This window comes from Rhodanobacter sp. T12-5 (assembly GCF_008329435.1).
GTDB lineage: Bacteria > Pseudomonadota > Gammaproteobacteria > Xanthomonadales > Rhodanobacteraceae > Rhodanobacter.
Window position 1 is genome coordinate 195,983 of sequence record NZ_NPKN01000008.1, and the last position, 24,075, is coordinate 220,057.

Sequence of the window (24,075 nt, forward strand, 5' to 3'; positions counted from 1 at the left end):
ATCCGCGCCAGCAGTCAGCGCAGGTGAGTAAATCGAAGCACCGCCGAGTCAGGTGCCGATCAACCAAGGAATTCCATGTTTCGACGAGTCGCCATCATCGGCGGCGGTGCCGCGGCCGCCACCCTGCTCAGCGAACTGCTGGAGCGCCAGCCGCCGCAGTCGCTGCACCTGGACTGGTACACCGGTGGCGGCACGCCGGCCCGTGGCGTCGCGTACGGCACCGCTTCGGACCGCCACTTGCTGAACGTGCGGGCTGCCTCGATGAGCCTGTTTGCCGGCAAGCCGCGCGGCTTTCTCGACTATGTGCAGCGCGACGACCCGGCCGTGGCCGGCACCGATTTCCTGCCACGACGCCGCTACGGCGACTACCTCGAAGCGGAAGTGGCGCGCGCGCTGAAAAATGGCGAGGCGCACGGGCATGACGTGCACATCATCCCGTTTGCCGTCGACGCGCTGGTGCCCGAACACGACGGCATCACCATCATCCATGGCGAGGAAAGCCATCGGGTCGACGCGGCCGTGCTGGCGCTCGGCGCGTTGCCGCCGCAGCCACTGGACGCGGTGAGCGCGGCCGCGCTCGACAGCGGTCGCTACGTGGTCGATCCCTGGCCGCTGCTGGCCCGCGCCGCCGCCATGCAGCCACCGCCGCGCAAGGTCGTGCTGATCGGCATGGGGCTGACCGCGGTCGACGTGTTGCTGGAGCTTTCCGCGCAATGGCCACAGACCGAATTCACCGCCGTATCCCGCCACGGCCTGCTGCCCGAGGCTCATTTGCAGGCGGCAGCCGTGCCCTCCGACGATGGCGTCGGACTGCTCGAGGCGATGCGTGACGCGCCGGATGTTCGCCGCTGGCTGCGCCTGTTGCGCGAAGCCGTAAGCCAGGGCGAATGGCGCAGCATCATCGACAGCCTGCGGCCGCATTCGCCGGGGTTGTGGGGCGAGCTTCCGATGGAACAGCGCGCGCGCTTCCTGCGCCACGCGCGCTGGGCGTGGGAACGCGCCCGCCATCGGATGCCGCCGCAGATCCGCGAATCGCTCGACACGCTCGAGCACTCGGGTCGCCTGCAACGCCAGCATGGGCGCGTCCAATCCGTGGAGGTCGCCGGCGACGGGCTGCAACTGACACTCACCCACGCGGGCGCCTCGCGCGTGCTGTCGGCCGATCTGGTGATCCAGACCGTCGGACTGGATACCAACGTGCGTCGCACCAGCCATCGGCTGCTCAGCCAGATGCTGACCAATGCGCACATCATCCCCGACCCGCTCGGCCTGGGCGTGATGGCCAATGCCGACGGCCAGCTGCAGCATGACGGCCTGTATTGGCCGCACCTGTTCGCCATCGGCAGCCTGTTGCGCGGCACGCTGTGGGAATCCACCGCGATGCCGGAGATCCGCCAGCAGGCCCGCCACCTGGCCGATCAACTGCTGGACGGCCAGGAGCTGCGGCCACCGCAATGAATCTCAGCATGGTCACCAGCGGCATCGCGCTGTTGCACCTGCTTGGCCTGTTGGCCGCGATGCATGCGGTGATGCATGCGCGCACGCCGCAAGGCGCCATCGGCTGGACGCTCGGGCTGCTGTTGCTGCCGTACGTGACATTGCTGCCGTACCTGTACCTGGGCTCCAGCCGCTTCCTCGGCTACCGCATTGGCCATCAGGCATCCTTGCCGCGATCGCCGCCGACATCGTCCGCCGATGCGCATCCGGTCGATCCGCAATGCGGTCGCTTTGCCGCGATCGGCGCGCTGCAGGGACGTCCGTTCCGCGGCGGCCATCGGTTGCGCCTGCTGATCGACGGCACCGCCGCATTCGATGCCATGCTGGAGGCGATGGAAGCGGCCGAACACGTCCTGCTGGTGCAATTTTTCATCATCCATGACGATGGCCTCGGGCGACGCCTGCAGCAATTGCTGCTGCAGCGCGCCGCCGCCGGCGTCCAGGTGTGCGTGCTGTTCGACGGCATCGGCAGCCATGCGCTGCCGTCGCGGTATGTGGAAACGCTGCGCGCTGGCGGCGTGGCGATCCATCGTTTCGCCACGCACCGCTGGCGCAACCGCTTCCAGCTGAATTTCCGCAACCACCGCAAGATCGTGGTGGTCGACGGCGAGCGCGCGTTCGTCGGCGGCTTGAACGTGGGCGACGAATACCTGGGCCTCAAGCCGCCGCTGTCGCCGTGGCGCGACACCCATCTGGAGCTGCGTGGTCCGGCGGTGGCCGACCTGCAGCAACTGTTTGCCGACGACTGGCAATGGATCACCGGCACGCGGCCGGTACTGCAGGCAGCGCCGCCCGCCGACGGCCATGCCAGCGCGCTGATCGTCGCCTGCGGACCAGCCGACCCGCAGGAAACCGGCTCGCTGTTCTTCACCGCCGCGATCCATGCCGCGCGTGAACGCGTATGGCTGAGCACGCCGTACTTCGTGCCCGACCACGCCGTGCGCGCGGCCTTGCAACTGGCGGTGCTGCGGGGGGTCGACGTGCGCGTGCTGATCCCGGCGCGGCCCGATCATCGTACGGTGTTTCTCGCCTCCACCCTGCACGCGCACCACGCCGTGCGTGCAGGCATCCGGGTGTTTCGCTATCAGCCCGGCTTCCTGCACCAGAAGGCGTTGCTGATCGACCGCGACTGCGCCGCGATCGGCAGCATGAACCTCGACAGCCGCTCGTTCCGGCTCAATTTCGAAGTTGGCGCACTGGTCGTCGACCCGGCTTTCGCCAACGACGTGGCCACGATGCTGGAGACGGACTTCAGCCATGCCGTCGCGATCGACGAGCGCGAATACCGCGACGCGCCGTACCTGCGCCGCGTCGCGATGCACGTGGCGCGACTGTTCGACCCGCTGCTCTAGGGCAACGCTGATCAAGTATCACCGCCGTCATCATTTCAGATTCAACACGTTGAGGCCCACCCCCTCTGTCCGCAGACCTTCGGTCCGCCGCCTCGACAGACGGCCAGTCTGCCTTCGCCGACGGCCCTGTGGTCTGCGAACAGAGAGGGTGGGTGACGGCGGTGATACTTGATCAGCGTTGCCCTAGGAGCCTGGCGTAGATGTTGCGCTGCGACTTGCCCGGATCTCCGCGCAGGCGTGAACTGGTCCGCCGTCCCGGACTCCCCGCATGCGCCGCCTCACCCTCCTGCTCTGCCTGATGTCCGCCGTGGTTGCCGGCCACGCCACGGAACCCGCGCGCTTCGTCGAACGCTCATTGAACCTGCACGGCACCACCTATCGCTACCGGGTTTTCGTCCCGGACGGCTGGACGGCCAAACGCACCTGGCCGGTGGTGCTGTTCCTGCACGGCAGCGGCGAGCGTGGCAACGACAACCGCAGCCAGCTCAGCCAGGGCCTGCCGCCATGGCTCAAGGAACACGGCAAGGACTTCCCGGCGCTGGTGGTGATCCCGCAGGCACCGGATGGCAGCGCCTGGAGCGGCGAGATGGAGCAGATGGCGCTGGCGGCACTGGATGACAGCATCCGGCTGTACCACGGCGACCGCCAGCGGCTTTACCTGACCGGCTTGTCGATGGGCGGCTACGGCTCGTGGCAGATCGCGCTGGACCACCCGGGCATGTTCGCCGCGGCGGCGATCATCTGCGGCGGCATCCGCCATCCCAACGACAACGACCGGCTGCACGTGCGCGGCATCCCCGCGCAAGCGGCCGACCCGTACGGCTGGGTCGCCGCGCATATCGGCAAACTGCCGACATGGATCTTCAACGGCGCCATCGACGACGTGGTACCGCCGCAGGAATCCCATCGCATGCACGCCGCGCTGCAGGCACACGGCATCGAGGTGCGCTACACCGAATTTCCCGGCGTCGGCCACGCCGCCTGGCCGATGGCTTACGCCACCGCCGGGCTGTGGCCATGGATGTTCGCGCATCGACTGCCGGCGCACTGACGACGCTATTTTCGCCTGCCGAAGCGCCGCTTCCAGTCGCCGCTGCACAACGCCCAGCCGAGATATATCCCCAGCGCCACGCCCAGCAGCTCGCACAGCACGCGCAGGCCGATGCTGTCCGGATCGTGCACCAGCGCCAGCTTCGCCTTGAGCAATTGCAGCGACTGCAGCTGTCCGTAGTTGAAATAGAACAGGTCCCACAGGTCGCCGCTGGCAGTCAGCAGCGTCGCCAGCAGGAACGACCAGCCGATCTGCGGCCCGTAGCTCCAGCCGTCGCGCCGGCCGAGCCAGTGGAACAGGAGAAACAGCAGCAGCCCGACCAACGCGGAAATCAATCCGGCCTGGATGCCTCCGACGATGCCGTAGCCCATCCACGATTGGTCGTAATGCATTCGCGCGCCCCTGGGTTCGTTGCCACCACGATCTGCATTATGGGTCATCGGCACGATCGACACGGGTCGCGCGCTAGACTTCATCGGTCATCTCCATGAAAGCAGCCGACATGAGCCTTGCCGCTTCGCCACACGCCGCGCTGATCGTGGTCGACGTGCAACCGGACTTCATGCCCGGCGGCGCGCTCGCCTGTCATGACGGCGATGCGATCGTGTCGAGCATCGACCGCTTGCTGCGCGCAGGCGCGTTCCGCCACGTGGTGGCGACGCAAGACTGGCATCCGCCGAAGCACGTTTCGTTCGCCAGCTCGCACCCGGGCGCAACCCCGTTCCAGCAGATCCAGCTGTACGGCCAGCCGCAAACGCTGTGGCCGGACCATTGCGTGCAGGGCACGGCCGGCGCCGCGCTCGATCCGCGCATCGACTGGTCGGCGCTGGATGTGGTGATCCGCAAGGGCGCCGATCCCCGCGTGGATTCCTACAGCGGCTTTCGCGAGAACCACGATGCCGCCGGTGGGCGTCCGGGTACCGGGCTCGCCGGCTGGCTGCGCGAGCGCGGCGTGGACGAGGTGTTCGTGTGCGGTCTGGCGCGCGACGTATGCGTGCTCTGGACGGCGCAGGATGCGATCGCGCTGGGCTTTCGCACGCATCTCCTGTGGGATCTCAGCCGCCCGGTCACGCCGACCGGCGACGATGCCACCCGCGCCAGCCTGCAGGCGGCGGACATCGCGATCAGCGATCCCCGGCAACTCGTTCGCGGCTGACCAGGACGGATCAGGCCTCGTTCTCGCCCGAGGCGTGCACCTGCGCCGCACCATCGGCGTCGATTTCCACGCGCAAGGTGATCGGGCGGCAGCACACCTGGCAATCCTCGATGTATTGCTGGCTGCGAATCGACGTGTCGATCAGGATCTCGATCGTTTCGCCGCAATACGGGCAGTCGATGTGGTGGGAATCGAGCACGGCAAGTCTCCGAGTCGGAACGACAGTACAGCACAGGCCGGTGTGTCGCGGCGGGCGCGCGCGTTTCAGCGTTCAGCCAGCGACCATGCCTGCGGCAACAGGATCGGAAACAGGCCGGCGCCGCGCGTGCGCCGGTCCAGTTTCAGCAATTCGTTGTCCTTGCTGAGCAGCCAGCTGGCGCGCGCGACCAGCGCCAGTTCCAGGAATTTCTGGTCGTCCGGATCGGCACAGCGCGGCAACAGGGTCTCGTCGGCGGCGACGGCCGTGTCGGGCAGATCGTGGATCAGGCGATCGAACGCCGCCATGATGCCCGGCCGCGTCGCCTCCTGGATCGGCAGCTGCGGATAGTGCAGCACGCGCAGCCATTCCGCGCGGCAATCCGCGCGTGTCACAGCCTGCACCGTGCCGGCCTGCAGCGCCGCCAGCAGCGGCGTGCAGGCCGGATCGCGGAACAGGAACAGGTCCAGGCACACGTTGGTGTCCAGCACGATACGCGGCACGGGCAGGTCGTCGGCAGTCATCGGCACATGATGAGGCAAGCCCGGCGCGCATTACACTGCACGTTTTCCGAGCGGAACCGACGACCATGGCCGAGCGCGAGTTCGACAACTACCTTGCCCGCTCCGGCGCCACCCTGGAAGGCTCGCGCTACACCGCCTACCTTGCAGTCACCCCGCGCCGGCACGGCTTCCCGATGTATTTCGCGATCTGCGAAAACCGCAGCTTCCGCGACAAGGGCGTCGCCGAGACCGCCGCCGCCAAGGCACTGGCCGACATGATCGGGCTGGAAGAGGACGGTACGCCGATCTTCCCCGAGGGATATACCGGCTTCAACGACGACAAGCCGACCGACGCGGAATGATCCGGCGCAGCGTCGGCAATACTTGCCGATCGCCGCACGACGATGGGCGGTTTACGCCGCCGCCAGCTCGCGCAGGCGCGCCACCGCCGCCGGAATCGCTGCTGGCTCGGCGACCGTGAGCACATGCCGGTCGTCATCGTCGAGGCCGTTCTCCAGCTCGTGCGCCCAGGTCACGTGGTACGGCACGTGCACGCCCCAACCGCCCAGCCGCACCACCGGTTCGATGTCCGAACGCAGCGAGTTGCCGACCATCGCGAACTGCGCCGGCTGCAGCGCGAACTCGGCCAGCACGCGCTGGTAGGTGGCGGCGTTTTTCTCTGACACGATCTCGATGCGCCGGAACAGGTCGGCCAGCCCGGACTGCGCCACTTTCTTCTCCTGGTGGAACAGGTCGCCCTTGGTGATCAGCACCACGGCATGGTGCTCGGCCACCGCCTCGACCGCGGCGCGGATGCCCGGCAGCAGCTCCACCGGATGCTGCAGCACGTCTTTGCCGAGTTCGACCAGGCGATGGATGTCGGCCGCCGCGATGCGGCCATCGGTGACCGCGATCGCCGTCTCCACCATCGACAGTGTCATGCCCTTCGCGCCGTAGCCGAACAGCTGCAGGTTGCGCCGCTCGGTCGCCAGCATGGTGTCGTGCACGCGCTGGTCGCCGAGGTCGACATAGCGGCCGACGATCGTGGCGAAGGCGTCGTTCGCCTGCCGGTAATAGCCTTCGCTGTGCCACAGCGTGTCGTCGCCGTCGAAACCGATCAGTTGCAGCATGCCATCAACCTTTTCGTTCGTGCCGGCATCGCAACCGATGCCGAAAGTCGGCCTATGATAGGGGCTCGCCCCCACCGCATGGCCATGCCTGCGCGGACCTTGCGAAGCACAGCGGAGTCTTTCGATGACCACGCATTGCACCCATCTCGATGGCATCCACAACGTCACGCCCAGCGCGCGCGGCTGCGAGGAATGCCTGTCATCCGGCGACGTGTGGCTGCACCTGCGCATCTGCCGCACCTGCGGGCACGTCGGTTGCTGCGACGACTCGCCGAACCGGCACGCCACCGCGCATTTCCACGAGACCGGGCATCCCGTCATCGAGGGTTACGACCCTCCGGAAGGATGGGGCTGGTGTTATGTAGACGAAGTCATGTTCGACCTGCGCGACCGGATGACGCCGCAGCTCGGCCCGATACCGCGCTACTACTGACCTCGCGAGCGTCACGATCATGAGCCAGCCCATCCGGATTCTGCTGCAGACCACCATTCCCGCCATCGACGACGATTGGCACATCGGCCGCTTCGGGCTGTTGCGCGATTACCTGGCCGCGCTGCGCGATGCCGGCGGCGCGCCGCTGTGCGAGGTGACGGCGCGCGATCGCGACGCACCCGGCGCACCCGACAGCGTGCTGTCGCAGCTGGATACGTCCTCCTTCGACGAAATGTGGCTGTTCGCCGTGGACACCGGCGACGGACTCGCCGAGGAAGACTGCGCCGCCATCTCGCGTTTCCGCCAGCGCGGCGGCGGCCTGCTGGTGACGCGCGACCACATGGATCTCGGCTGCTCGGTGTGCACGCTGGGCGGAGTCGGTGCCGCGCATTTCTTCCACTCGAAACATCCCGACCCCGATCCGGCGCGACACCGCATCGACGATACCGACACCACCGACATCCTCTGGCCCAACTACCACTCCGGCGCCAACGGCGATTTTCAGCACATAAGCATCGTCGAACCGCGGCATCCGCTGCTGACCGATCCGGATGCCGCCGATGGCGCCGTGCACTGCCTGCCTGCGCATCCGCACGAAGGCGCGGTCGGCAAGCCGGCGGATGACCCGAGCGCACGCGTCATCGCCACCGGTCGCAGCACGGTCAGCGGAGTGGAGTTCAATCTCGCGGTGGCGTTCGAGCCGTCAGCCGACGCTGGCCCCGCGGTGGCCCAGTCCACTTTCCATCACTTCGCCGACTACAACTGGAACCCGCGACTCGGGGCGCCCAGTTTCGTTTCCGAGCCGCCCGGCGACGCGCTGGCGCATGCCCCGGAGGCACAGCGCTCGATCGAGCGCTACATGAGGAACCTGACGCTGTGGCTGGCCGGGCGACCGGTCGACATGCCGCTGGCGGCTTGACGAGAAGCGCGCCGCGGCAGCGACCGATCAGCCCACTTCGCTGCCCAGGCGCAGGTTGATGCCCAGCAACGTGGCCAGTTCGCGCAACGGTTCGCGGTCGCGGGTCAGGGTCATCCAGCCGGCATGGGTGTCGCCATCGGTCTCCCAGGCCCACAGCGTGTAACCGAACTCCGCCAGGCGATCGTAGGCGATCGAAAACAGTTCGGCCGCGTCCACGTCGTCGTAGAACTCGTCGTCGTCCGGGTCGCCGTTCCAGTCGATCGACAGGTTCCAGCGCGAGGCCAGTTCGTTGACTGCCTGCACCAGCGAATGCAAATCGTGCTCGCCGACGATGAAACCGGACCGCCAGTCGATCACCCGGCCGATGACCTCGATCGGCTCCACCTCGTCGGCATCGAGATCGGCCATGGCCTCGCGATAGTCGTTGAACTGCAACAGCGCGGTTTCCTCGTCGCCGGGGTTGATCAGCAACAGCAGCTGCCAGACCTTCGCCTCGACCGAGTCCTCGTCGACATCGTCGAATTCGCGCTCGGCATCGTAACCGTCGTCGGAGGAGTTCATGGGCGGACCAGCGCATGGGGGAGCCGCATGGTGGCACGTCGGGAAGCGTGCATCGTCATGCCCCCACCCGCCGCCGCACCATGTCCATGTCGCGCACCGGACGAATCTCGATCGCACCGGTCTGCGCCCACGGGAACTCCGAGGCGATGCGTACCGCCTCGTCCATGCTGTCGGCTTCGATCAGGTTGAAGCCGCCCAGGTATTCCTTGGTTTCGGCAAACGGGCCGTCGAACACCTGGGCGCGGCCGTTGCGCACGCGCAGGGTCTTCGCGCTGGCCGGCGCTTCCAGTTGCTGCGAGCCGAGCAGGCAACCCTGCTCCTGCAGTTCGTCGGCATGCGCGAAGCAGCCGTGCATCATGTGGTCGAACTCGCCTTCGGGCAGCGCGTCCAGCAAGGTGTCGTCGCAGTAGATCATCACGAGATATTTCATGGCGGCCTCGGCGGGCAGGTTCGAGCCAGCCTGGGGATGGCGGGCGAAGTGGGATAATGCCGCATCATGACCATCCCGCACGACATTTCCAGCGCATTCTCCTGCCAGCCGATTGCATTCGTGCGCTCGCCGTACGCGCGCCGGATCGACGCACCGCATCAGTCCACCGTGGTGGCGGGTACCGAAAGCGGCGATGCGGTCGAGGCGACGATCGAGTTTGCCGAAGGGCTGCCTGCCGCGGCATTCCGTGACCTGGCTGGCTTCGCGCGGATCTGGCTGCTGTTCGTGTTCCATCGCAGCGAAGGCTGGAAAGCCGAGGTGCGCCCGCCGCGCGGTGGCGGCAAGCGCAGCGTGCTGGCCACGCGCTCGCCGCATCGGCCCAACCCGCTCGGGCTGTCCGCGGTGGAGCTGGTGGCAGTGGAAGCGCGCGCGCTGCGCGTGCGCGGAATCGACCTGCTCGACGGCACGCCGATCCTCGACATCAAGCCGTACGTGCCCTATGCCGATGCGTTTCCCGCCGCGCGTGCCGGCTGGATCGACGCGATCGACGCCAGCCAGGGCCGGCACTCCGCCCCCGGGCCACGCCGGCCGCGCAAGCCGGCACCGCGCGGGGACGACGACGCTAGCGCCTCATGAGCAGCTGCCGCAGCAGTCGCTGCCGCCACTGACGTGGATCTGCCGTGGCTCGGACATGCGGCTGGCTTCGTAGCCGGCAGCCTGCAGCGCGGCGATCACCTGACCGGAAGTGAGCTGGGCCGACACGTCGATCTGGCCGGCGGCGGCGTCGCAGGTGACCTTGGCGGTCGCATCATGGGCGCGCAGGGCGGCGGCGATGGCGCCGGTGTCGGCGGCAAGATCCTTCACTTGAAACAGCATTCGCAGATTCTCCAGGGGCAGGTTCGATCAGTGTGCGGAAACTTCCGCCCTGCCGATGGTGACCGCCGCGGCGCCGCCGCGCCCTGACCAGGATCAGCCCCGCACCGAACCCGCATCACCCGGCCGATGCCGCTTCGCCGGTCCCAGCCCCTGAGACACCTCGCCGGCACACTGCGCGGGTCGTGACGGTCCTGCGTCGACGGCACCGATGCACCTGGCAGTGGTCGGTTCAAACCTGTTGCCGCGTCGGGCGCGAGCCTGGCGCGGCCTTTTTCTTCGAGGCGACCTTCAGCGGGTGAGCGCGGCAGCGGCGGGCGCCAGCCACGGCGATCGCCGCGGACGATCCAGCGCCGCGAGCAGGTTGCCATCGCGACGGTAGACATCGGGACGGAAGCTGGCCCGGCCGCCGTCGTGCAGGTCCACCGTCCAGTACGCCAGCAGCAGGGTCACCGGCTGGCGCAGCATCACGGTCTGGGTCTTCAGCGTGTCGATCGCGCGGTCGATGGCGGCGCGGTTCCACGCGACCGGATCATCGAGCAGCAGCTCGGCCAGTTCGCGCGGACGCTCCACCCGGATGCAGCCGGAACTGAACAGGCGCTGCTCGTTGGCGAACAGTTCCTGGTGCGGGGTGTCGTGCATGTACACCGAATAGTCGTTGGGAAAGCGGATCGCCAGCCGACCCAGCGAATTGCCCGGGCCGGCATCCTGGCGCAGCACGACGCCGCGCGGGCTGGCCCAGTTCACGCTGCCCGGCGACAGCTCGCGGCCCTGGCCGTCCAGCACGCGGATGCGGTTGGCAGCGAGGTAACCGGGGTTCCTGCGCAGCTTGGGCAGGATGTCGTTTTTCAGGATCGTGGGCGGCACGGTCCAGGTCGGATTGAGCGTGATGTAGGTGATCGCCGACTTGAACACCGGCGTGCTGCGGTACGGTTTGCCGACCTGCACGCGCGCGCGCCAGACCGGCTTGCCATCGTTGTAGTAGATCACCTGGTAACCGGCGATATCGACCACCACGAAGCGCCCCTGCAACTGGTGCAGCAGCCAGCGCGCGCGCTCCAGGTTCACCCGCAACTGGCCGATGCGCGCGGCCACCGGCACGTTCAATGCCGCCAGCGTGGCCTTGCCCAGATGCCCGTCCGCGGCCAGGTATTGTTCGCGCTGGTACTGCACCAGCGCCGCCTCCAGGGCCGCGTCGAACCGATCGCCGGTGGCGTCGCCGACCGGGTATCCGGCCAGCCGCAGGCGCTGGCGCAGCAGCGGCACGCGCGGGTCGCTGACGCCGGGTTTCAGGGTGGCGCCGCCGGCAAGCACCGGCCAGCCCCCCTGCGCGGCCACCTCACGCAGTTTCACCAGCGCTTCGCGCAACTGGCCGTACTGCGGATCCTGCGGCCGCGCGCGTTCGAACAGGCCGCTGATCGCTCCCCGCGCCAGCGCATCGCGCACCGCCTGCAGGCCGCGCGCCCGGTCGAGCTGACGCGGATCGAAATTCCAGTGCGTGTCCAGCGTGGCCGGGTCGACCTTGCCGCGGTACAGGTCCAGCAGCGCGGCGAGGCAGGCATCGGTGGCCAGCAGGTCGAACTGGGCCCGCTGCTGCGCCGTCGCCTGCGGATCGCTGAGCACGCCGCGGCGACGCTGCAGTTCATCGAGCGCGTAATCTTGCGGGTCGAGTCCGTCGCCGGCCACCTCGCGCAGCGCGGCCAGCAGCTGGTCGAGGTTGCCCTGCTGTGTCCACGCCGGCGCGAAGCGGTTCTGCTCGTAGAAATTGACCACCGCCAGATCGAGCTCCGCGCCGGCAACCGCTTCGGAGTGCCGCGCACGCCACTGCTCGATGCGGTCGCGGATCTGCTCGGCCACCGGATCCAGCGGCGGTTCCGCCGTGGCCGGCGTCTGTGCATGCACGGCCATGCCCAGCAGTAGCAGAAGCAGGGCGAGGCCGCAGGCGGCACGATGGCGGACGGTCGACACGGACAAGGTCCTGCGCGGGGTGGTTGCCTTGTCATAGCACAGTCGCGCGTCGTCGCACGCATGCGCGGCATCGGGTCGCGGCCGGCATCGGCGCGATGGCTTGCCGGCAGCAGGGTTGTTCGCACCGGACGCCCCTCGCCATCACGGGCATGGGCGGGCGCCGCCGCTGCCGTCATACTTCGCGGTTGCCCCACAGCGACTGCGTGAGCCCATGCATATCGGCATCGACTTCGGCACCAGCTATTCCGCTGCCGCGGCCATCATCGACGGCGAACTGACCCTGGTACGCTTCGGCGACGCCGAGCAGTTCCGCACGGCGGTGTTTTTCCCCGAACGGGTACCGGACCCCGCCGACTTCGCGCTGACTCCTGCGCTGGAAGCGCAACTGGAGGCCCAGCTGCGCCTGGCCCGCACCCGGCAACGCCAGCAGGCCGCGGCCGCCATGGCGCGCGGCCAGGCACCGTCGCCGCATGGCGACGACGAGCTGCGCCGCGAAGCGTTGCGCGCGGTGCGGCGGCAATGGATGGAGGAGCAAACGCGCAGCGCCAGCGCCTCGATAGCCAGCCTGCAGCATGCGCTGTTCGGCGAGCAGGCGGTCGAGGGTTACCTGGACAGCGGCGGCGGCCATCTGATCGAGTCGCCCAAGTCGATGTTCGGCTACCGGCTCGACCCGCAAGTGCGCAAGGTGATCGTGCATATCGCCACGCACATCCTCGAACACATCCGCCTTGCCGCCAGCCGCCAGTTCGGCGTGGCGGTGCGCGGCGCGGTGATCGGGCGGCCGGTGGAGTTTCGCAGTTCGATGGGTGCGCAGGGTTCGCTGCAGGCGATCGGGATCCTGCGCGAGGCCGCCGCCGCGGCCGGCTTCGACCAGGTGACGTTCCTGGAAGAACCCGCCGCTGCCGCGATGCACTACCACCGCAGCCTGCAGCAGCGTCAGTACGCGCTGGTGGTGGACATCGGCGGCGGCACCACCGACGTGGCCCATGCCCGGCTCGGCGGTGGCCAGGCGCCCCGCATCGCGCGCAGCTGGGGCCTGCCCAGTGGCGGCACCGACCTCGACGTGAGCGTGAGCCTGCACAGCTTCATGCCGCAACTGGGCAAGGACCGCATCAGCATGCCCGCGCACCGCTACGTGGACGCCGCCAGCGTGCACAACCTGCCCCGGCAGCGCGAGTTCCACCAGCAGGATTACCGCCTCGTCGACGAGCCCTACGGCTCGCGCCTGCGCGCCCTGCAGGAGCCGGGCTCCACCACCCGGCTGAACCAGGCAGCCGAGCGCAGCAAGATCGTCCTGAGCGTGTCGCCGCGGCACCGGGTTGCGCTGGACTTCATCGAGCATGAGCTGGCGGTGGACCTGGATGGCGCGGATTTTCGCGACGCCATCGCAACCTTCCTGGGCCAGCTCGAGCGCACGCTGACCGCCGTGCGCAACGAGCTCGACGAACTCCCCGCCAGCATCTTCCTCACCGGCGGCACCTCGCGCGCGCCGCAGATCAGCGAACGCGTGCAGGCGTGTTTCCCCGCGACCCCGCTGGTGCGCGGCGACCCCTCGCTGGGCGTGGTATCCGGCCTGGCCGTGGCCGCGAGCGAGGCCGACCAGCAGACGGCGTGATCAAGGCGCCTCCGTGCGCAGCGGCTGCAGCGCGGAAGATGCCACTCAAGCGGATTCACTGCCTGCCCGCGAACTCGCGGGAAACGCCCTGCTCCGCGGCCGCCAGCCGGCGCCGCCGGTCCGGCCGGCGCGGCACTCGCGCAGTTGCAGGAACGGACGCTCGACGAGGTAATGCAGGGCCGCACCCGGCAGCAGCACCGCCGCGGCATGGCTGGCAAAGGCCAGCAGGCCGTGTCTTCGGCAGCGCACGGGCCGCCGCCGGGGATGCGGCGTCAGCAGGCCCGCGCGGCGCGCTTGCGATAGAGCTGGCGATCGGCCTCGGCCAGCCCCTGCTCCAGCGACACGCCTTGGCCGAACGTGGCCCAGCCGAGCGTGAAGGCGATCGGCGCGTCGGCGCGATCATGCTCGATGCGCGCCACCACGCCCTCGGCGAGGCCCGGCTCCACGTCGCGCAGCAGCACCAGAAACTCGTCGCCGCCCAGCCGCACCACGGCATCGGCGGGACGCACGTGGCGGGCCAGGAAGCGCGCCATGGCCACCAGCACCTCGTCGCCGCGCTGATGGCCGTAGGTGTCGTTGACCTGCTTGAAGTGATCCAGGTCGATCGCGATGCAGCCCCACAGCTGCGGCTCGCAGGTGGCCGACACCTCGGCCAGCAGCCGCCGGTTGAAACAGCCGGTGAGCGGGTCGCGCACCGACAGCTCGCGCAGGCTCTGCTCGTGGTGATGGCGGTCGGTGATGTCCTGCGCGTGGCCCAGCACGTAAGGCTCGTCGCCATCATCGTCCAGCACGTTCTGGTACTGCCAGATGCGCAGCTGGCCATCCTTGGCGACCAGCTCCAGCGTGCCCTCGTCGCTGTCGTTGGTGACCATGCGCAGCAGGTAGTCGCGAAACGCCGCGTGCCGCTCGGGCCGGATGAAGTCCATCAGCGAACGTCCCAGCAGCTCCCCGATCGAGTAGCCGAGCGAGCGCGCCGCCGCCGGATTGACCGACAGCAGGGTGCCTTCGTAGTCGTGCGTGCAGATCAGTCCAAGGCTGAACTGGAAAAGTTTGCGGAAGCGCCGGTCGCTGGCTTCCAGCGTCGAGACGACGCGCTTGCGGATGGTGACGTCCTGCACCGCACCCAGCAGCCGCAGGGGTTTCCCGTCGTCGGAAAATTCCACCGTGCCGATCGCGCGCACCCAGATCTTGCGCCCGGCGGCGGTGACCAGCGGCAGCTCCAGGTCCCAGCCGGTACCCTGGCTTATGGCCTTTTCCACGGCGGCCTGCATCACGCCGCGCGCCTCGGGCGTGTAGAAATCCAGCGCCTGCTCCAGCGTCGGCCGGTAGCCGACCGGCAGCTCGTGGATGCGGCAGGTTTCATCCGACCAGACCACTTCGCGCGTGAGCAGATCCACCTGCCAGCCGCCCACGCCGGCGAGCCGGCCGGTGCGATCGAGAAACGCCTCGCTGGCGCGCAGCTTCTGCTCCAGTTGCGTGGCGGCAAGCTCGCGCGCGCGTGCCGTTTCCGCCTCGTGTTCAAGCTCGCTGTTGCGGGCAAGCGCGAGGCGGCGCAGCTCCAGCGCCTCGGCCGTCGCGCGCGCCAGCGCCCTGATCGTGTCGCGCTGCATGTCGTCGAGTACGCGCGGCTCGCGGTCGATCACGCACAGCGAGCCCATGCGCAGGCCGTCGCCGAGTTCGATCGGTGCGCCCGCGTAGAAGCGGATGTGCGGCTCGCCGGTGACCAGCGGGTTGTCGGCGAAACGCGGATCGCGCTGCGCGTCGGCGATCTCCAGCAGGTCGGGGCCCAGGATGGTGTGGGCGCAGAACGCGCTGGCGCGCGGGGTTTCGGTGGTCCCGGCCAGGCCGACGTTGGACTTGAACCATTGCCGCTCGGCGTCGACCAGGGTGATCAGTGCAATCGGTGCGCCGGTGACCAGCACCGCCGCCCGGGTCAGCGCGTCGAACAGCGGCTCCGCTTCGGTATCCAGCACGGACAGCGCCTGCAGCCGCGCCAACCGCTGGACTTCATCGACGGGAATGGCGGCGGACATGCGGAAAACTCTCCATGAGCGGGGCGGGCGTGATCGCGCCATGCTGGCCCAGCATACTGCCAGCGGCGCGGCTCACCGTCAGTGCGATCAGCCGGCCAGGGCCAGCGCGACCCCGGCCACCGTGCTGCGCGCCGTGCGGGTAACCCCCACCAGGGTGGCCGAGGCCGCACCGGTCCAGTCGCCGTAACCGACCAGCCACAACCGCGGCTGGCGCAGCGCGCGGGTGCCATCCACCTGCACCCGGCCGTCCGGCTCCAGCACATCCAGCGCGGCCAGGTGGGCCAGCGCCGGGCGAAAGCCGGTGCACCAGATCACCGCGTCGATGGTCTCCTCGCGACCGTCCGGCCACACCACGCCGGTGCGGGTGAAGCGGGTGAACGGGCGCTGCGCATGCAGCACGCCGCGGCTCCGCGCCTCGCGCACCGGTGCCACCATCACGATGTCGCCCAGCCCGCCCACCGGCGCGTCGATCACGCGGCCTTCCTGCTGCGCCTTCCAGCGCTCGGTGGCGCGGGCAAACAGCACGCGCCCGTCCACTTCGTCAGGCAGGAACGTCGGCGGCTGTGGCGTCACCCAGCTGGCGTTCGCCAGCCGCGACACCTCGGCCAGGATCTGCGCGCCGGAATTGCCGCCACCGACCACCAGCACCCGCCGCCCGGCGAACCGCGTCGGCTCGGTGTAGTGCGCCGAATGCAGCTGCTCGCCCGTGTAGTCCGCGGCTCCGGGATAGACCGGCACCCAGGGGTTGCGCCACGTGCCGGTCGCGCTGACCACCGCCCGCGCGCGCCAGCTTTGTGCGCCCGCGCGTACCGACAGGGTGTCGGCGCCGGCCTCGACGGTGTCCACCCACAGCGGCCTCAGCACGGGCAGCTGATAGTGCTGCTCGTAGTCGGCCAGATAGGCCAGTACCTCGTCGCGGCCGGGATAGACCTCCGCCACCGGCGGCATCGGCCGTCCGGCGATCGAACTCCAGTTGGCCGGCGAAAACAGCCGCAGCGATCGCCAGCCATGCCGCCAGGCGCCACCCGGGCCCGCCTCGGCATCGAGCAGGACGAACGACAACCCGGTGCGGCGCAGAAAATACGCGGTGGCCAGCGCGGCCTGGCCGCCGCCGATCACCACCACGTCCACCGTGGTTCCGGCGCTCACCGCGGACCTGGCCGCTGCGGGCGCGGTCGCCGCCGGCGCGGCGGCGTCACTCCCCATCAATGCGCGTCCGTCCAGGTCGACTCGATGTCGGCCCTGATCGCCGCGTCGAGCTCCGCGGCGGGTGCATCGGGCAGGTTGTGCACGCAGCCGTGACGCATGCCGGCGTAATCGCCCTTGTGGCGGAAGGTCGCCGTCCAGTGCACGCGCCCGGCGCTGGGCGGTTGATAGTCCGCTTCGTAGGTGAACCCGTTGCCGGTGGTGCCGCAGACATTGCCCATGGTGGAAACCTCGTGGCGTGATGACCCGGCCAGCATAGGCGCTTGGTTGGCGGATGCGCGTCGACCGTGGCCGGCGGTGGCGCCCTGCATGGCGCTCTCCATGGCAGGCCGAACGGACGTAGGGTCGGTGTCGGCGGCGGCGTTTTGGCCGCGGATCGGCGGCCGGCCGATGGCATCGACGGAGGACTGCACATGACGCAGGCGACAGGCATGGCGTTGGTTGAGGTATCCGCGCAGCTGCGCGCACTGACGCAGTTTGACGAGTACGGCCACTGGGACATCAACCTGGCCGTGGTCGGCGCCACCATGCTGGCGGTGGCGGCCTGCGTGCTGCTGCATTACGAAGGCCTTAACCTGCTCTCGCGCGGCCTCGCGCACATGGGCGGAAAACGGCGGCGGCGGGTGCTGGCCGGCATCTTCGGCGTCCTGGCCGTGCATGTGCTGGAGATCTGGATTTTCGGCATGGTGCTGTTCGGCCTGCTGTGGGCGGACGGACGTTTCGGCACCCTGCACGGCATTGCGACAGGCTCGTTTTTCGACCACGTGTATTTCTCCGCGGTGACCTATTCCACGGTCGGCTTCGGCGACGTGATTCCGGCCGGGCCGATCCGTTTCCTGGTCGGCACCGAGGCGCTGACCGGCTTCGTGCTGATCACCTGGTCGGCCTCGTTCACCTATCTGGAGATGGAACGCTACTGGCGGCGCGAGTGAGCGCAGCGGCGGGTCGCGGCGTCGGACGTCGCGGCGACATCGAGCGCCTGCAGCGAAACCGTCTTGCGGCCGCCGTGAAGTTGCTGCCGGCCGACTTCGTGAAAACCCTGGCTGGCGTGAAAGCGCGCGGATGCCGGATTGGGCGGTTCGATATCGAACTCGCAGGTGATGATCGGCACCGCATCGCGCCGGGCCAGCGCGATGGCATCGCGGTAGAGCATGCTGCCGGCGCCGCGCGCGTGGGTGTCGGCCGCCACCACGATGCGATCCACATAAAGGAAGCACGCGTAGCGCTGCGCAAACCAGCGGTAGTTCGGGCTGTCGTAGTCCGCGCCTTCGCGGAAGGCGAGCAGGAATGCCTCGATCCGCCCCTCGTTTTCGATCACCCGATGCAGGGCCGCGTGCGCGTGCAGCCGCGCCAGCCGCTTGCCGTCGAGCGGGCTGAGCACGGCGACGAAGGCCTCGTTGAGATCCAGGATGGCGGGAAAGTCGGCAGCGCGGGCGTCCCGCAGCATCGAGCGGTCTTCACTGTTCGCCGGCACCACGTCGATGCCGGCCGTCACTGATCGCTCGACCGGATGAGTGCCAGCCCGGCGGAGGTCAGTTGCAGCGATGCCGCAGCGACCTCGCTGGCGTCCATCTTCAGAATGAGCCCGGCCGCCATCAAACGAGCCGCGCACGCATCGTCCAGCAACGTCCCCTGGCCCTGCGCAACCCGGGCCAGGTTCTCGTAGTCTTTCGGGCTGAGTTTCGCCGACGTGGTCACGCGTGCGCTCCTGTTTTGCTGCAACGATGGTGACCGCACCATCCGGACGTCGCAAGATGGCCCAGCCCCGGCCACGCAATCGGCCGGCAGCGGACCGCGCATGCCATGGTTTCAGGTGGCGTCGGTCCAGGTCGATTCGATGTCGACCTTCACAAGGTCATCGAGCGCCGTCATCGACACATCCCGCATGTCATGCAGGCGGCCGTGCCGCATGCCGGCGTAGCCGCCATCCCGACGGAATGTCGCTGTCCACAGGATGCGACCCGCGCTGGCTTGCTCGTAATCACCTTCGTAGGTGAATCCGCTCTTCGTCTTGCCGGAGATCGTGGTCATGGCTGGAACCTCTTCGCTTGCTTGCGCGACCCATGGTCCTCTGCCGTCGCTGAACGGCCTGCGTTCCAGAACCAGCCATGAGGGGGTGGATTCACGGACTTGCGCGTGTTCCGGCCCGCGGCGGCAGCGGACTGTCGGGTTTCCATTGCGGGGCGGCATCGGCATCGGCGACCGCCGCCACCAGGTGATAGAAGAAACGGTTGAACTTGCGGGCGGCGGGCCAGTTCATCGGTTGGGTCAGATCGTCCTGCGGGCGGTGGTATTGCACGTCGTACCAGTGGCGGTAGCGTTTTTCCGCGTCGGTGCCGGGCTGATAGCCGAACACGAAACCGGTCGCCGGGATGCCCGCCTGCACGAACGACCAATGATCGGCGCGACGCAGCAGGTTGCGCTCAGGCTCGGGATCGAGCTGCACGACGATGTCGTCACGCGCCGCCACCTTGCGCACGGTATCGCCGAGCGTGCTGTCGTCCAGCGCATGCACGGTCAGTCGCGTGAGCGGGAAGATCGGACGCACCTGGTCGAGGTTGATGTTGGCGGCGATCGCGCGCCTGGGCACCGTGGGATGGGCCACGAAGTAGCGGCTGCCGAGCAGCCCCTTCTCCTCGCCGGTGAACGCCGCGAACAGCACCGGGCGACGATAGCCTTTGCCATGCCGACGCGTGGCCAGCCGCTCCAGCAGCGCGACATAGGCCGCGTCGTCGAGCGTGCCGTTGTAGAGGTCGTCGCCATCCACCGGCTCGCCGTGGCCATAGCCGTCCAGATGTGCCGACAACACCAGGTACTGGTCGCGCAGCTTCGGATCGGTACCCGGCAGCACGCCCAGCACATTGGCCGAGGTCACCACCCGCTGCTCCAGATGAAGCTGCGCTTCAAAACGCCCGGGCAGATCGAAGCGCGGCAGCGGCTTGCCGGCGCTGCCCAGCGCCAGAATCTGTTTCGCATCCTGCCCGGTGCCCGCGATCACTGCGGCGAGCGCCTGCGGGTTGAGGGTGGCCACCAGCATCCGACCGGCCGCAGACGTCGGTGCATCGACCGGCGTCATCGTTCGGGCATAGGCCGCCGGCCAGCGCGTCGGCTCCAGGGTGAACCCCGGATCGGCCAGCGTGATCAAGCCCAGTCCACCGGCCGCCTCGACCGCCCCGGACCGCTGCGCACTCGTGGTCAAACCGGCGCGGCGCCAGCCGTAACAGAGCACCACCTTGCCGCGCACGTCGCCGAGCGCATCGGCCGCGCAATAACCCGCGAAGACCATCGGCGCATCCAGCCGCGTCGGCATCCCCGCCGAGGGGCGCAGCGTGATGTCGTAAAGCAGGCGCAATGGCGTCTTGCCGACGGCGATGCGCGAACCTTTTGGGGTCACCCGCAGGTCATTGAGCCGGAACCGCTGGAACCAGGAGCCGTCGTCACCTGCCGGGCGCAAACCCGCTTCGGCAAAACGTTTCGCCACCAACGCCGCCGCGCGGTCATGGCCCGGCGAACCGGTATCGCGCCCCTCCATCGCATCGTCCGACAACGCCTGCGTCGCCTGCCACCAGGCGCGCGTGTCGGGATCGCTGATCTCATGCAGCCGCGAGGTCGGCGAATGCGCCCCCGCCAACGTCATTGCGGGCCATGCAGTCGCCAGCGACAGCATGAAGAAGGTAGCCGTCTTGAGGGTTGCCGTTTTCAAGGTTGCCTCCGCAAGCAGGAATCCGCGCGACAGGCGCGAGTACAAGGCCCTCGTCTTCACGCTGGCCACATCCCTCGATGCTATAGCACTCGCGGCCGCTTGCGCAGGCCGGCTTTGGCGTCGGCCCGGAACGGCAGCGCGGCAACGAACCGCCTGGCAATGTCAGCCAGCTTCACCGGCTTCGAAGTGATCGGTGCGGCCACGCGGCCAGGCGATTCAAACGGACGCCAGGCTTGGCTTTCGCCGGGCCTGGCGTCGTCGGTCGGGAACGAACCGGATCAATGCAGCTCTTCGAGCACCTGGTCACGTTCGATCTTGTAGACCTTTGCCGGCGGCTTGCTCGACTTCATCAGCTTGAGCCGGAAGTTGCGCGCCTGCTCGCAGGCGTTGCCACCCTCGGCGAATACGCCACCCTGGTTGCATTTCCAGTCATAGAAGTCGGCGATGCCGGCCGCCAGTTGCAGGCTGAAATCGGTGCTCTTTGCCGCCGCGTCGAACGGCGTACCGGCCATCTCGTTCTGGAACCAGCGCATCCACTCCTTCGAACCCACCGGCGGTACCTTGTCCGGTGCCTGGAAAGTCGGGTTCATCGGCGACAACTGCGGGCTTTCGGCCGTCATGTGGCAGCTCATGCAGGCACTGACCGGGTTGTCCACCGGGCCGTCCAGACGGCCATTCCAGCCCAGATGGGTAGGCGGCAATTCGGGCTTGGCGTTGATCGCGGTTTCCTTGAGATCCGGGTTGATCTTCGTCACCGTCGGCTGCTTGTTGGTATAGCTGTCGCCGGTGTCCTCCGGGTCGTTGCCCCACATCACGCCGACCGGCACCAGGTTGTCCCAGCCGGGCTTGCCGGTGACCGCGCCGTTGTACTGGAACGTGCCGAAGATCCATCCGGTGCCGGGGATGCGCGAGTCGCGCACCGCGAAATCCATCTGGATCAGCGCCACCGGCTTGATCTCGCGATTGGCCGAATCGAAACTGTCGGTGACATACGCCTGCCACAGCACCGGGTTGACCAGGAACGGCACCTGGCTCAGGTCCACGTCGGCAAACAGCGGCTTGCACACCACGGTGCCGTCGTGAAAGCTGTTCGGCTTGGAGGTGAACGAGGGATCGGGATCCTGCGGGTTCTTCCACACCTGGCCGAAGGTGTAGCCGCCGATGTCGTTGTAGATGCCCACGGCGAAGGTCTGCCCGGTGGTGGTCTGCGTCGGCGCCAGCTGCTTCGACTGGATCTGCGCTTCCTTGGTCAGGCCGTGAATGCCCTCGCGGCCGAGCGGCCCGTAGTGCTGCCACGGCGCGTGGTACCAGTGGCGGACCGTGTTCTTCTGCACGTACCAGTCGTTTTCCACATTGCCTTCGAGGCAGTACTGCTTCACCGCCTCCGCGTACGGACGCCACGCTTCGAAATCGTTGCTGAGCGGACTGGGCAGCAACTTGAAGAACGCCGGCAGCGGGCCGCTCGGCAACTTCTGCGGGTAATTCTGGCTGAGCTTGAAGATCGGCCCGGTGTAGCTGGACGGCGGCTGGTAGCCGAAGTCCGGAAACGTGCCGGCGCTGGCCGCGCCGGCACACAATGCCAATGCCACGACGGCACCGGTCAACCTGCCTCGAACGATGTGCATGATCCAACTCCCCTGTATGAACGTTTCATCCCTCACACGGGCCTTGCGCCCGTGTGCGTCGGTGTCCGGACAGCAACCGGCCCCGGACCGGCCATCAACCGGCTGCCGGCGACTTCGTCGCCGGGTGCAGGTGGACTGCTTTCGATTTCCCCTTGGACGCATCCCCGACGCGCCGACTGCAACCTTCCCGCGAAGCGCATCGGCGCGATGAGATATGCATCACATACATCGGTGTCGACCGCCACGAAGCCTTCGCGGCGCCGGCACATGGCACGGCCGCGGCACTCCGCCCCGCAAGGCGATCATGAGGCCGGGATCTTCTCATGTCGGCGTTTGACACGCGACTCCCTGGATCAGCCGATTCCGAAATCAGCGCGGACAGATCGGTCGCGCCGACATCCACGCCGAGCTGGCTGAACAAGGAAGACGTGGCGCAGCACCAGTCCGCACGACCTGGCGTGCGACTCGCCGGGACTGTTCACGCGGCGCAGCGGCTGCTCGAGAACCTCATCGCTGCGCTTGCACGCTTCAGGCTTTTCGCGACAGCCGGTACGCCACTGTCTCCAGCGCGGTCACGCCTTCGGCGACGAATCCCGGTTGCTGCGCCAGGATGTCGCGGCGCTCCAGCGTCGTGACAGACCAGTTACGACCGTAGAGCTCGCGCACCTCGGCTTCGAGCACCGCGAATGGCGGGCCCTGCTTTTCGTGCGGCGGGTACTCCAGCGTGATCAGCAGTGCGCTGCAACCGGCGGGAAGATGCGCATGCAGTTCGCGCACGTAGCGCAGGCGAAGCTCCGGCGGCAAGGCGATCAGCGCGGCGCGGTCGTACACCGCGGCACAACCGGCCAAGGCATCGGCATCGAGGCCGAACACGTCGCCGCAGATCAGTTCGATGTCGCCGGCACGATAGTGACGGCCGTAGCGCGATTCGTGCACCTGCGGCGTCAGTCCGTGCTCGTCGAAGAACTGTGCCACCGCCAGCGGCGACAGTTCCACGCCCAGTACGCGATGACCCTGCGCTGCCAGCCAGGCAAGATCCAGCGACTTGCCGGCCAGCGGCACGAACACCCGGCTGCCGGGTGCGAGCGCAAGCGCCGGCCAGTGCTTGAGCAACAACGGCGTGGGCCGATTCTGGTGAAAGCCGGTGCGGCCTTCGCGCCAGCGTTGATGCCAGAAGTCGGGATCCATCGCGTGCCTCCTGCAGTCAGGTCGTGTCGGGCCATGGCGTGATCCTGACGCGGCACCATCGGCCAGGACAATCCTCAGAGTTTGTCGGCACCCTTGCGCAGCCAGAGATCGATCAACGATTTCTCGTAGCGCAGGGAATCCTGATCGGCACCCAGGTTGTGACTCAGAAAGCCCGCATCACGCAACTTGCGATGGCCCTTGCGCTGCACGTTGCCGTCGGGACCGTACAGCGTGAAGTTCAGCTCGATGCGCGGCGGATAGATGTCCTTGACGATGCGCACGTCATCGAAGCGCGGCCCGCGCCAAGGCTCGTACTCGCCGGCGCGATCCACATCGGTCACCTCGATGTCCAGCCGCTGGCCTGGCGCCAGGATGCGTGAAGCGCGCTGGGCGATGTAGGCCTTGAGTGGTTCCAGATACGCGTCGGCACCGATCATGTGCCTTCCGAAACTGCGCCTTGCCTCGGTGAAGTGCTGCGGGTCCTTGTAGTGGACGTCGACGTTGTCCGGAGCAGTGGCCGCCCGCGCCATGACGGAAACGAAGGCCAGGCAAACGACGTACAGAAGGCGCGGCAACAGGGAAGATTTCATGACGGATCTCCCGGAACGGTACGGATGTTCAGTATACGTCCGGGCC

At 68.1% G+C, this 24,075-nt stretch carries 28 protein-coding genes and 1 pseudogene; 10 read left to right on the forward strand and 19 right to left on the reverse strand.

Annotated elements, in window-relative coordinates:
* The first annotated feature begins 75 nt into the window (after positions 1-75).
* From CIW53_RS15530 to CIW53_RS15540, 3 genes are all read left to right on the forward strand, one after another.
* Entirely contained in the window at positions 76-1,458 is a 1,383-nt protein-coding gene (locus CIW53_RS15530; protein ID WP_149365618.1) for an FAD/NAD(P)-binding protein, read from the forward strand.
* The gene (gene cls, locus CIW53_RS15535; RefSeq protein WP_149365619.1) at positions 1,455-2,849 is read left to right on the forward strand and encodes a cardiolipin synthase; all 1,395 of its coding nucleotides are present in this window, start codon (positions 1,455-1,457) and stop codon (positions 2,847-2,849) included. The genes CIW53_RS15530 and cls overlap by 4 nt, the downstream gene beginning before the upstream one ends.
* Before the next feature lie 268 nt (positions 2,850-3,117).
* A complete protein-coding gene (locus tag CIW53_RS15540; protein WP_149365620.1) occupies positions 3,118-3,900 on the forward strand; it encodes a prolyl oligopeptidase family serine peptidase in 783 nt (260 codons plus the stop codon).
* Between the two features lie 5 nt (positions 3,901-3,905).
* On the opposite strand, the gene CIW53_RS15545 is transcribed toward CIW53_RS15540, so the two are convergent.
* Complete coding sequence (locus CIW53_RS15545) at positions 3,906-4,292, reverse strand: hypothetical protein (protein WP_149365621.1); 387 nt, start codon at positions 4,290-4,292, stop codon at positions 3,906-3,908.
* Between the two features lie 110 nt (positions 4,293-4,402).
* Here CIW53_RS15545 and pncA point away from each other — a divergent pair, with 110 nt between their 5' ends.
* Positions 4,403-5,056: a bifunctional nicotinamidase/pyrazinamidase gene (gene pncA, locus CIW53_RS15550; RefSeq protein ID WP_149365622.1), complete on the forward strand. Its 654-nt coding sequence runs from the start codon at positions 4,403-4,405 to the stop codon at positions 5,054-5,056.
* Between the two features lie 10 nt (positions 5,057-5,066).
* On the opposite strand, the gene CIW53_RS15555 is transcribed toward pncA, so the two are convergent.
* Both CIW53_RS15555 and CIW53_RS15560 read right to left on the reverse strand, forming a co-directional pair.
* Positions 5,067-5,255, reverse strand: coding sequence for a CPXCG motif-containing cysteine-rich protein (locus CIW53_RS15555; protein WP_149365623.1), 189 nt, complete (start codon positions 5,253-5,255; stop codon positions 5,067-5,069).
* A gap of 65 nt (positions 5,256-5,320) precedes the next feature.
* Entirely contained in the window at positions 5,321-5,776 is a 456-nt protein-coding gene (locus tag CIW53_RS15560) for a putative toxin-antitoxin system toxin component, PIN family (protein ID WP_149365624.1), read from the reverse strand.
* Positions 5,777-5,841: 65 nt separating this feature from the next.
* Here CIW53_RS15560 and CIW53_RS15565 point away from each other — a divergent pair, with 65 nt between their 5' ends.
* Entirely contained in the window at positions 5,842-6,117 is a 276-nt protein-coding gene (locus tag CIW53_RS15565) for a hypothetical protein (protein ID WP_149365625.1), read from the forward strand.
* A 51-nt stretch (positions 6,118-6,168) separates the two neighbouring features.
* Here the strand turns inward: CIW53_RS15565 and CIW53_RS15570 are convergent, their stop codons facing one another.
* Positions 6,169-6,885 (reverse strand): HAD family hydrolase, encoded by a 717-nt coding sequence (locus CIW53_RS15570; protein WP_149365626.1) that lies wholly within the window; start codon positions 6,883-6,885, stop codon positions 6,169-6,171.
* A 124-nt stretch (positions 6,886-7,009) separates the two neighbouring features.
* Here CIW53_RS15570 and CIW53_RS15575 point away from each other — a divergent pair, with 124 nt between their 5' ends.
* Together CIW53_RS15575 and CIW53_RS15580 are read left to right on the forward strand one after the other, a co-directional pair.
* Positions 7,010-7,318 (forward strand): UBP-type zinc finger domain-containing protein, encoded by a 309-nt coding sequence (locus CIW53_RS15575; RefSeq protein ID WP_149365627.1) that lies wholly within the window; start codon positions 7,010-7,012, stop codon positions 7,316-7,318.
* A gap of 19 nt (positions 7,319-7,337) precedes the next feature.
* Entirely contained in the window at positions 7,338-8,237 is a 900-nt protein-coding gene (locus tag CIW53_RS15580) for a hypothetical protein (RefSeq protein WP_149365628.1), read from the forward strand.
* A 27-nt stretch (positions 8,238-8,264) separates the two neighbouring features.
* Here CIW53_RS15580 and CIW53_RS15585 read toward each other — a convergent pair whose 3' ends face one another.
* Both CIW53_RS15585 and CIW53_RS15590 read right to left on the reverse strand, forming a co-directional pair.
* Positions 8,265-8,798, reverse strand: a complete 534-nt coding sequence (locus tag CIW53_RS15585) for a hypothetical protein (RefSeq protein WP_149365629.1) — start codon at positions 8,796-8,798, stop codon at positions 8,265-8,267.
* Positions 8,799-8,853: 55 nt separating this feature from the next.
* Positions 8,854-9,228 carry a YciI family protein gene (locus tag CIW53_RS15590; RefSeq protein WP_149365630.1) on the reverse strand — a complete coding sequence of 125 codons (375 nt, stop codon included), beginning with the start codon at positions 9,226-9,228 and terminating at the stop codon, positions 8,854-8,856.
* A 66-nt stretch (positions 9,229-9,294) separates the two neighbouring features.
* On the opposite strand from CIW53_RS15590, the gene tsaA reads away from it, so the two are divergent.
* Positions 9,295-9,864: a tRNA (N6-threonylcarbamoyladenosine(37)-N6)-methyltransferase TrmO gene (gene tsaA, locus CIW53_RS15595; protein ID WP_149365631.1), complete on the forward strand. Its 570-nt coding sequence runs from the start codon at positions 9,295-9,297 to the stop codon at positions 9,862-9,864.
* Here the strand turns inward: tsaA and CIW53_RS15600 are convergent.
* Both CIW53_RS15600 and CIW53_RS15605 read right to left on the reverse strand, forming a co-directional pair.
* The gene (locus CIW53_RS15600; RefSeq protein WP_149365632.1) at positions 9,859-10,104 is read right to left on the reverse strand and encodes a hypothetical protein; all 246 of its coding nucleotides are present in this window, start codon (positions 10,102-10,104) and stop codon (positions 9,859-9,861) included. The two genes, tsaA and CIW53_RS15600, sit on opposite strands and share 6 nt — an antisense overlap.
* 288 nt (positions 10,105-10,392) lie before the next feature.
* A complete protein-coding gene (locus CIW53_RS15605; protein WP_242451934.1) occupies positions 10,393-12,069 on the reverse strand; it encodes a L,D-transpeptidase family protein in 1,677 nt (558 codons plus the stop codon).
* Between the two features lie 211 nt (positions 12,070-12,280).
* On the opposite strand from CIW53_RS15605, the gene CIW53_RS15610 reads away from it, so the two are divergent.
* Entirely contained in the window at positions 12,281-13,684 is a 1,404-nt protein-coding gene (locus tag CIW53_RS15610) for an Hsp70 family protein (RefSeq protein WP_149365633.1), read from the forward strand.
* 45 nt (positions 13,685-13,729) lie between these two features.
* Here CIW53_RS15610 and CIW53_RS15615 read toward each other — a convergent pair.
* From CIW53_RS15615 to CIW53_RS15630, 4 genes and pseudogenes are all read right to left on the reverse strand, one after another.
* Positions 13,730-13,915, reverse strand: a pseudogene (locus CIW53_RS15615) (acyltransferase); the annotation flags it as partial.
* Between the two features lie 41 nt (positions 13,916-13,956).
* The gene (locus CIW53_RS15620; protein ID WP_149365635.1) at positions 13,957-15,717 is read right to left on the reverse strand and encodes a diguanylate cyclase; all 1,761 of its coding nucleotides are present in this window, start codon (positions 15,715-15,717) and stop codon (positions 13,957-13,959) included.
* An 87-nt stretch (positions 15,718-15,804) separates the two neighbouring features.
* On the reverse strand, positions 15,805-16,923 hold the full coding sequence (locus tag CIW53_RS15625; protein ID WP_149365636.1) for an ArsO family NAD(P)H-dependent flavin-containing monooxygenase: 1,119 nt from the start codon (positions 16,921-16,923) through the stop codon (positions 15,805-15,807).
* Positions 16,923-17,234 carry a hypothetical protein gene (locus CIW53_RS15630; RefSeq protein WP_242451935.1) on the reverse strand — a complete coding sequence of 104 codons (312 nt, stop codon included), beginning with the start codon at positions 17,232-17,234 and terminating at the stop codon, positions 16,923-16,925. The genes CIW53_RS15625 and CIW53_RS15630 overlap by 1 nt, the downstream gene beginning before the upstream one ends.
* A gap of 102 nt (positions 17,235-17,336) precedes the next feature.
* On the opposite strand from CIW53_RS15630, the gene CIW53_RS15635 reads away from it, so the two are divergent.
* The gene (locus tag CIW53_RS15635) at positions 17,337-17,855 is read left to right on the forward strand and encodes a potassium channel family protein (protein WP_242451936.1); all 519 of its coding nucleotides are present in this window, start codon (positions 17,337-17,339) and stop codon (positions 17,853-17,855) included.
* On the opposite strand, the gene CIW53_RS15640 is transcribed toward CIW53_RS15635, so the two are convergent.
* The 7 genes from CIW53_RS15640 to CIW53_RS15670 form a co-directional block, all read right to left on the reverse strand.
* Complete coding sequence (locus CIW53_RS15640; protein WP_242451937.1) at positions 17,837-18,418, reverse strand: GNAT family N-acetyltransferase; 582 nt, start codon at positions 18,416-18,418, stop codon at positions 17,837-17,839. The genes CIW53_RS15635 and CIW53_RS15640 overlap by 19 nt on opposite strands.
* Positions 18,415-18,621 carry a hypothetical protein gene (locus CIW53_RS15645; protein ID WP_149365637.1) on the reverse strand — a complete coding sequence of 69 codons (207 nt, stop codon included), beginning with the start codon at positions 18,619-18,621 and terminating at the stop codon, positions 18,415-18,417. The genes CIW53_RS15640 and CIW53_RS15645 overlap by 4 nt, the downstream gene beginning before the upstream one ends.
* 111 nt (positions 18,622-18,732) lie before the next feature.
* Complete coding sequence (locus CIW53_RS15650) at positions 18,733-18,954, reverse strand: TonB-dependent receptor (protein ID WP_149365638.1); 222 nt, start codon at positions 18,952-18,954, stop codon at positions 18,733-18,735.
* 91 nt (positions 18,955-19,045) lie between these two features.
* The gene (locus CIW53_RS15655; protein WP_197736677.1) at positions 19,046-20,626 is read right to left on the reverse strand and encodes a M28 family peptidase; all 1,581 of its coding nucleotides are present in this window, start codon (positions 20,624-20,626) and stop codon (positions 19,046-19,048) included.
* Between the two features lie 278 nt (positions 20,627-20,904).
* Entirely contained in the window at positions 20,905-22,251 is a 1,347-nt protein-coding gene (locus CIW53_RS15660; RefSeq protein WP_149365639.1) for a hypothetical protein, read from the reverse strand.
* 528 nt (positions 22,252-22,779) lie between these two features.
* Positions 22,780-23,439, reverse strand: a complete 660-nt coding sequence (locus CIW53_RS15665) for a thiopurine S-methyltransferase (protein ID WP_149365640.1) — start codon at positions 23,437-23,439, stop codon at positions 22,780-22,782.
* Positions 23,440-23,513: 74 nt separating this feature from the next.
* A complete protein-coding gene (locus CIW53_RS15670) occupies positions 23,514-24,029 on the reverse strand; it encodes a DUF3016 domain-containing protein (RefSeq protein WP_149365641.1) in 516 nt (171 codons plus the stop codon).
* Positions 24,030-24,075 lie beyond the last annotated feature (46 nt).

What these genes read in the sequence shown, in the direction of transcription:
- CIW53_RS15540 (WP_149365620.1), top strand. Translation starts at nt 3,118, where the DNA reads ATGCGCCGCCTCACCCTCCTGCTCTGCCTGATGTCCGCCGTGGTTGCC.
- CIW53_RS15585 (WP_149365629.1), bottom strand. Translation starts at nt 8,798, where the DNA reads ATGAACTCCTCCGACGACGGTTACGATGCCGAGCGCGAATTCGACGAT.
- CIW53_RS15560 (WP_149365624.1), bottom strand. Translation starts at nt 5,776, where the DNA reads ATGACTGCCGACGACCTGCCCGTGCCGCGTATCGTGCTGGACACCAAC.
- CIW53_RS15630 (WP_242451935.1), bottom strand. Translation starts at nt 17,234, where the DNA reads ATGCAGGGCGCCACCGCCGGCCACGGTCGACGCGCATCCGCCAACCAA.
- CIW53_RS15530 (WP_149365618.1), top strand. Translation starts at nt 76, where the DNA reads ATGTTTCGACGAGTCGCCATCATCGGCGGCGGTGCCGCGGCCGCCACC.
- CIW53_RS15610 (WP_149365633.1), top strand. Translation starts at nt 12,281, where the DNA reads ATGCATATCGGCATCGACTTCGGCACCAGCTATTCCGCTGCCGCGGCC.
- CIW53_RS15575 (WP_149365627.1), top strand. Translation starts at nt 7,010, where the DNA reads ATGACCACGCATTGCACCCATCTCGATGGCATCCACAACGTCACGCCC.
- CIW53_RS15545 (WP_149365621.1), bottom strand. Translation starts at nt 4,292, where the DNA reads ATGCATTACGACCAATCGTGGATGGGCTACGGCATCGTCGGAGGCATC.
- tsaA (WP_149365631.1), top strand. Translation starts at nt 9,295, where the DNA reads ATGACCATCCCGCACGACATTTCCAGCGCATTCTCCTGCCAGCCGATT.
- CIW53_RS15635 (WP_242451936.1), top strand. Translation starts at nt 17,337, where the DNA reads ATGACGCAGGCGACAGGCATGGCGTTGGTTGAGGTATCCGCGCAGCTG.
- CIW53_RS15670 (WP_149365641.1), bottom strand. Translation starts at nt 24,029, where the DNA reads ATGAAATCTTCCCTGTTGCCGCGCCTTCTGTACGTCGTTTGCCTGGCC.
- CIW53_RS15590 (WP_149365630.1), bottom strand. Translation starts at nt 9,228, where the DNA reads ATGAAATATCTCGTGATGATCTACTGCGACGACACCTTGCTGGACGCG.
- CIW53_RS15660 (WP_149365639.1), bottom strand. Translation starts at nt 22,251, where the DNA reads ATGCACATCGTTCGAGGCAGGTTGACCGGTGCCGTCGTGGCATTGGCA.
- CIW53_RS15665 (WP_149365640.1), bottom strand. Translation starts at nt 23,439, where the DNA reads ATGGATCCCGACTTCTGGCATCAACGCTGGCGCGAAGGCCGCACCGGC.
- cls (WP_149365619.1), top strand. Translation starts at nt 1,455, where the DNA reads ATGAATCTCAGCATGGTCACCAGCGGCATCGCGCTGTTGCACCTGCTT.
- CIW53_RS15600 (WP_149365632.1), bottom strand. Translation starts at nt 10,104, where the DNA reads ATGCTGTTTCAAGTGAAGGATCTTGCCGCCGACACCGGCGCCATCGCC.
- CIW53_RS15570 (WP_149365626.1), bottom strand. Translation starts at nt 6,885, where the DNA reads ATGCTGCAACTGATCGGTTTCGACGGCGACGACACGCTGTGGCACAGC.
- CIW53_RS15620 (WP_149365635.1), bottom strand. Translation starts at nt 15,717, where the DNA reads ATGTCCGCCGCCATTCCCGTCGATGAAGTCCAGCGGTTGGCGCGGCTG.
- CIW53_RS15565 (WP_149365625.1), top strand. Translation starts at nt 5,842, where the DNA reads ATGGCCGAGCGCGAGTTCGACAACTACCTTGCCCGCTCCGGCGCCACC.
- CIW53_RS15580 (WP_149365628.1), top strand. Translation starts at nt 7,338, where the DNA reads ATGAGCCAGCCCATCCGGATTCTGCTGCAGACCACCATTCCCGCCATC.
- CIW53_RS15650 (WP_149365638.1), bottom strand. Translation starts at nt 18,954, where the DNA reads ATGACCACGATCTCCGGCAAGACGAAGAGCGGATTCACCTACGAAGGT.
- CIW53_RS15625 (WP_149365636.1), bottom strand. Translation starts at nt 16,923, where the DNA reads ATGGGGAGTGACGCCGCCGCGCCGGCGGCGACCGCGCCCGCAGCGGCC.
- pncA (WP_149365622.1), top strand. Translation starts at nt 4,403, where the DNA reads ATGAGCCTTGCCGCTTCGCCACACGCCGCGCTGATCGTGGTCGACGTG.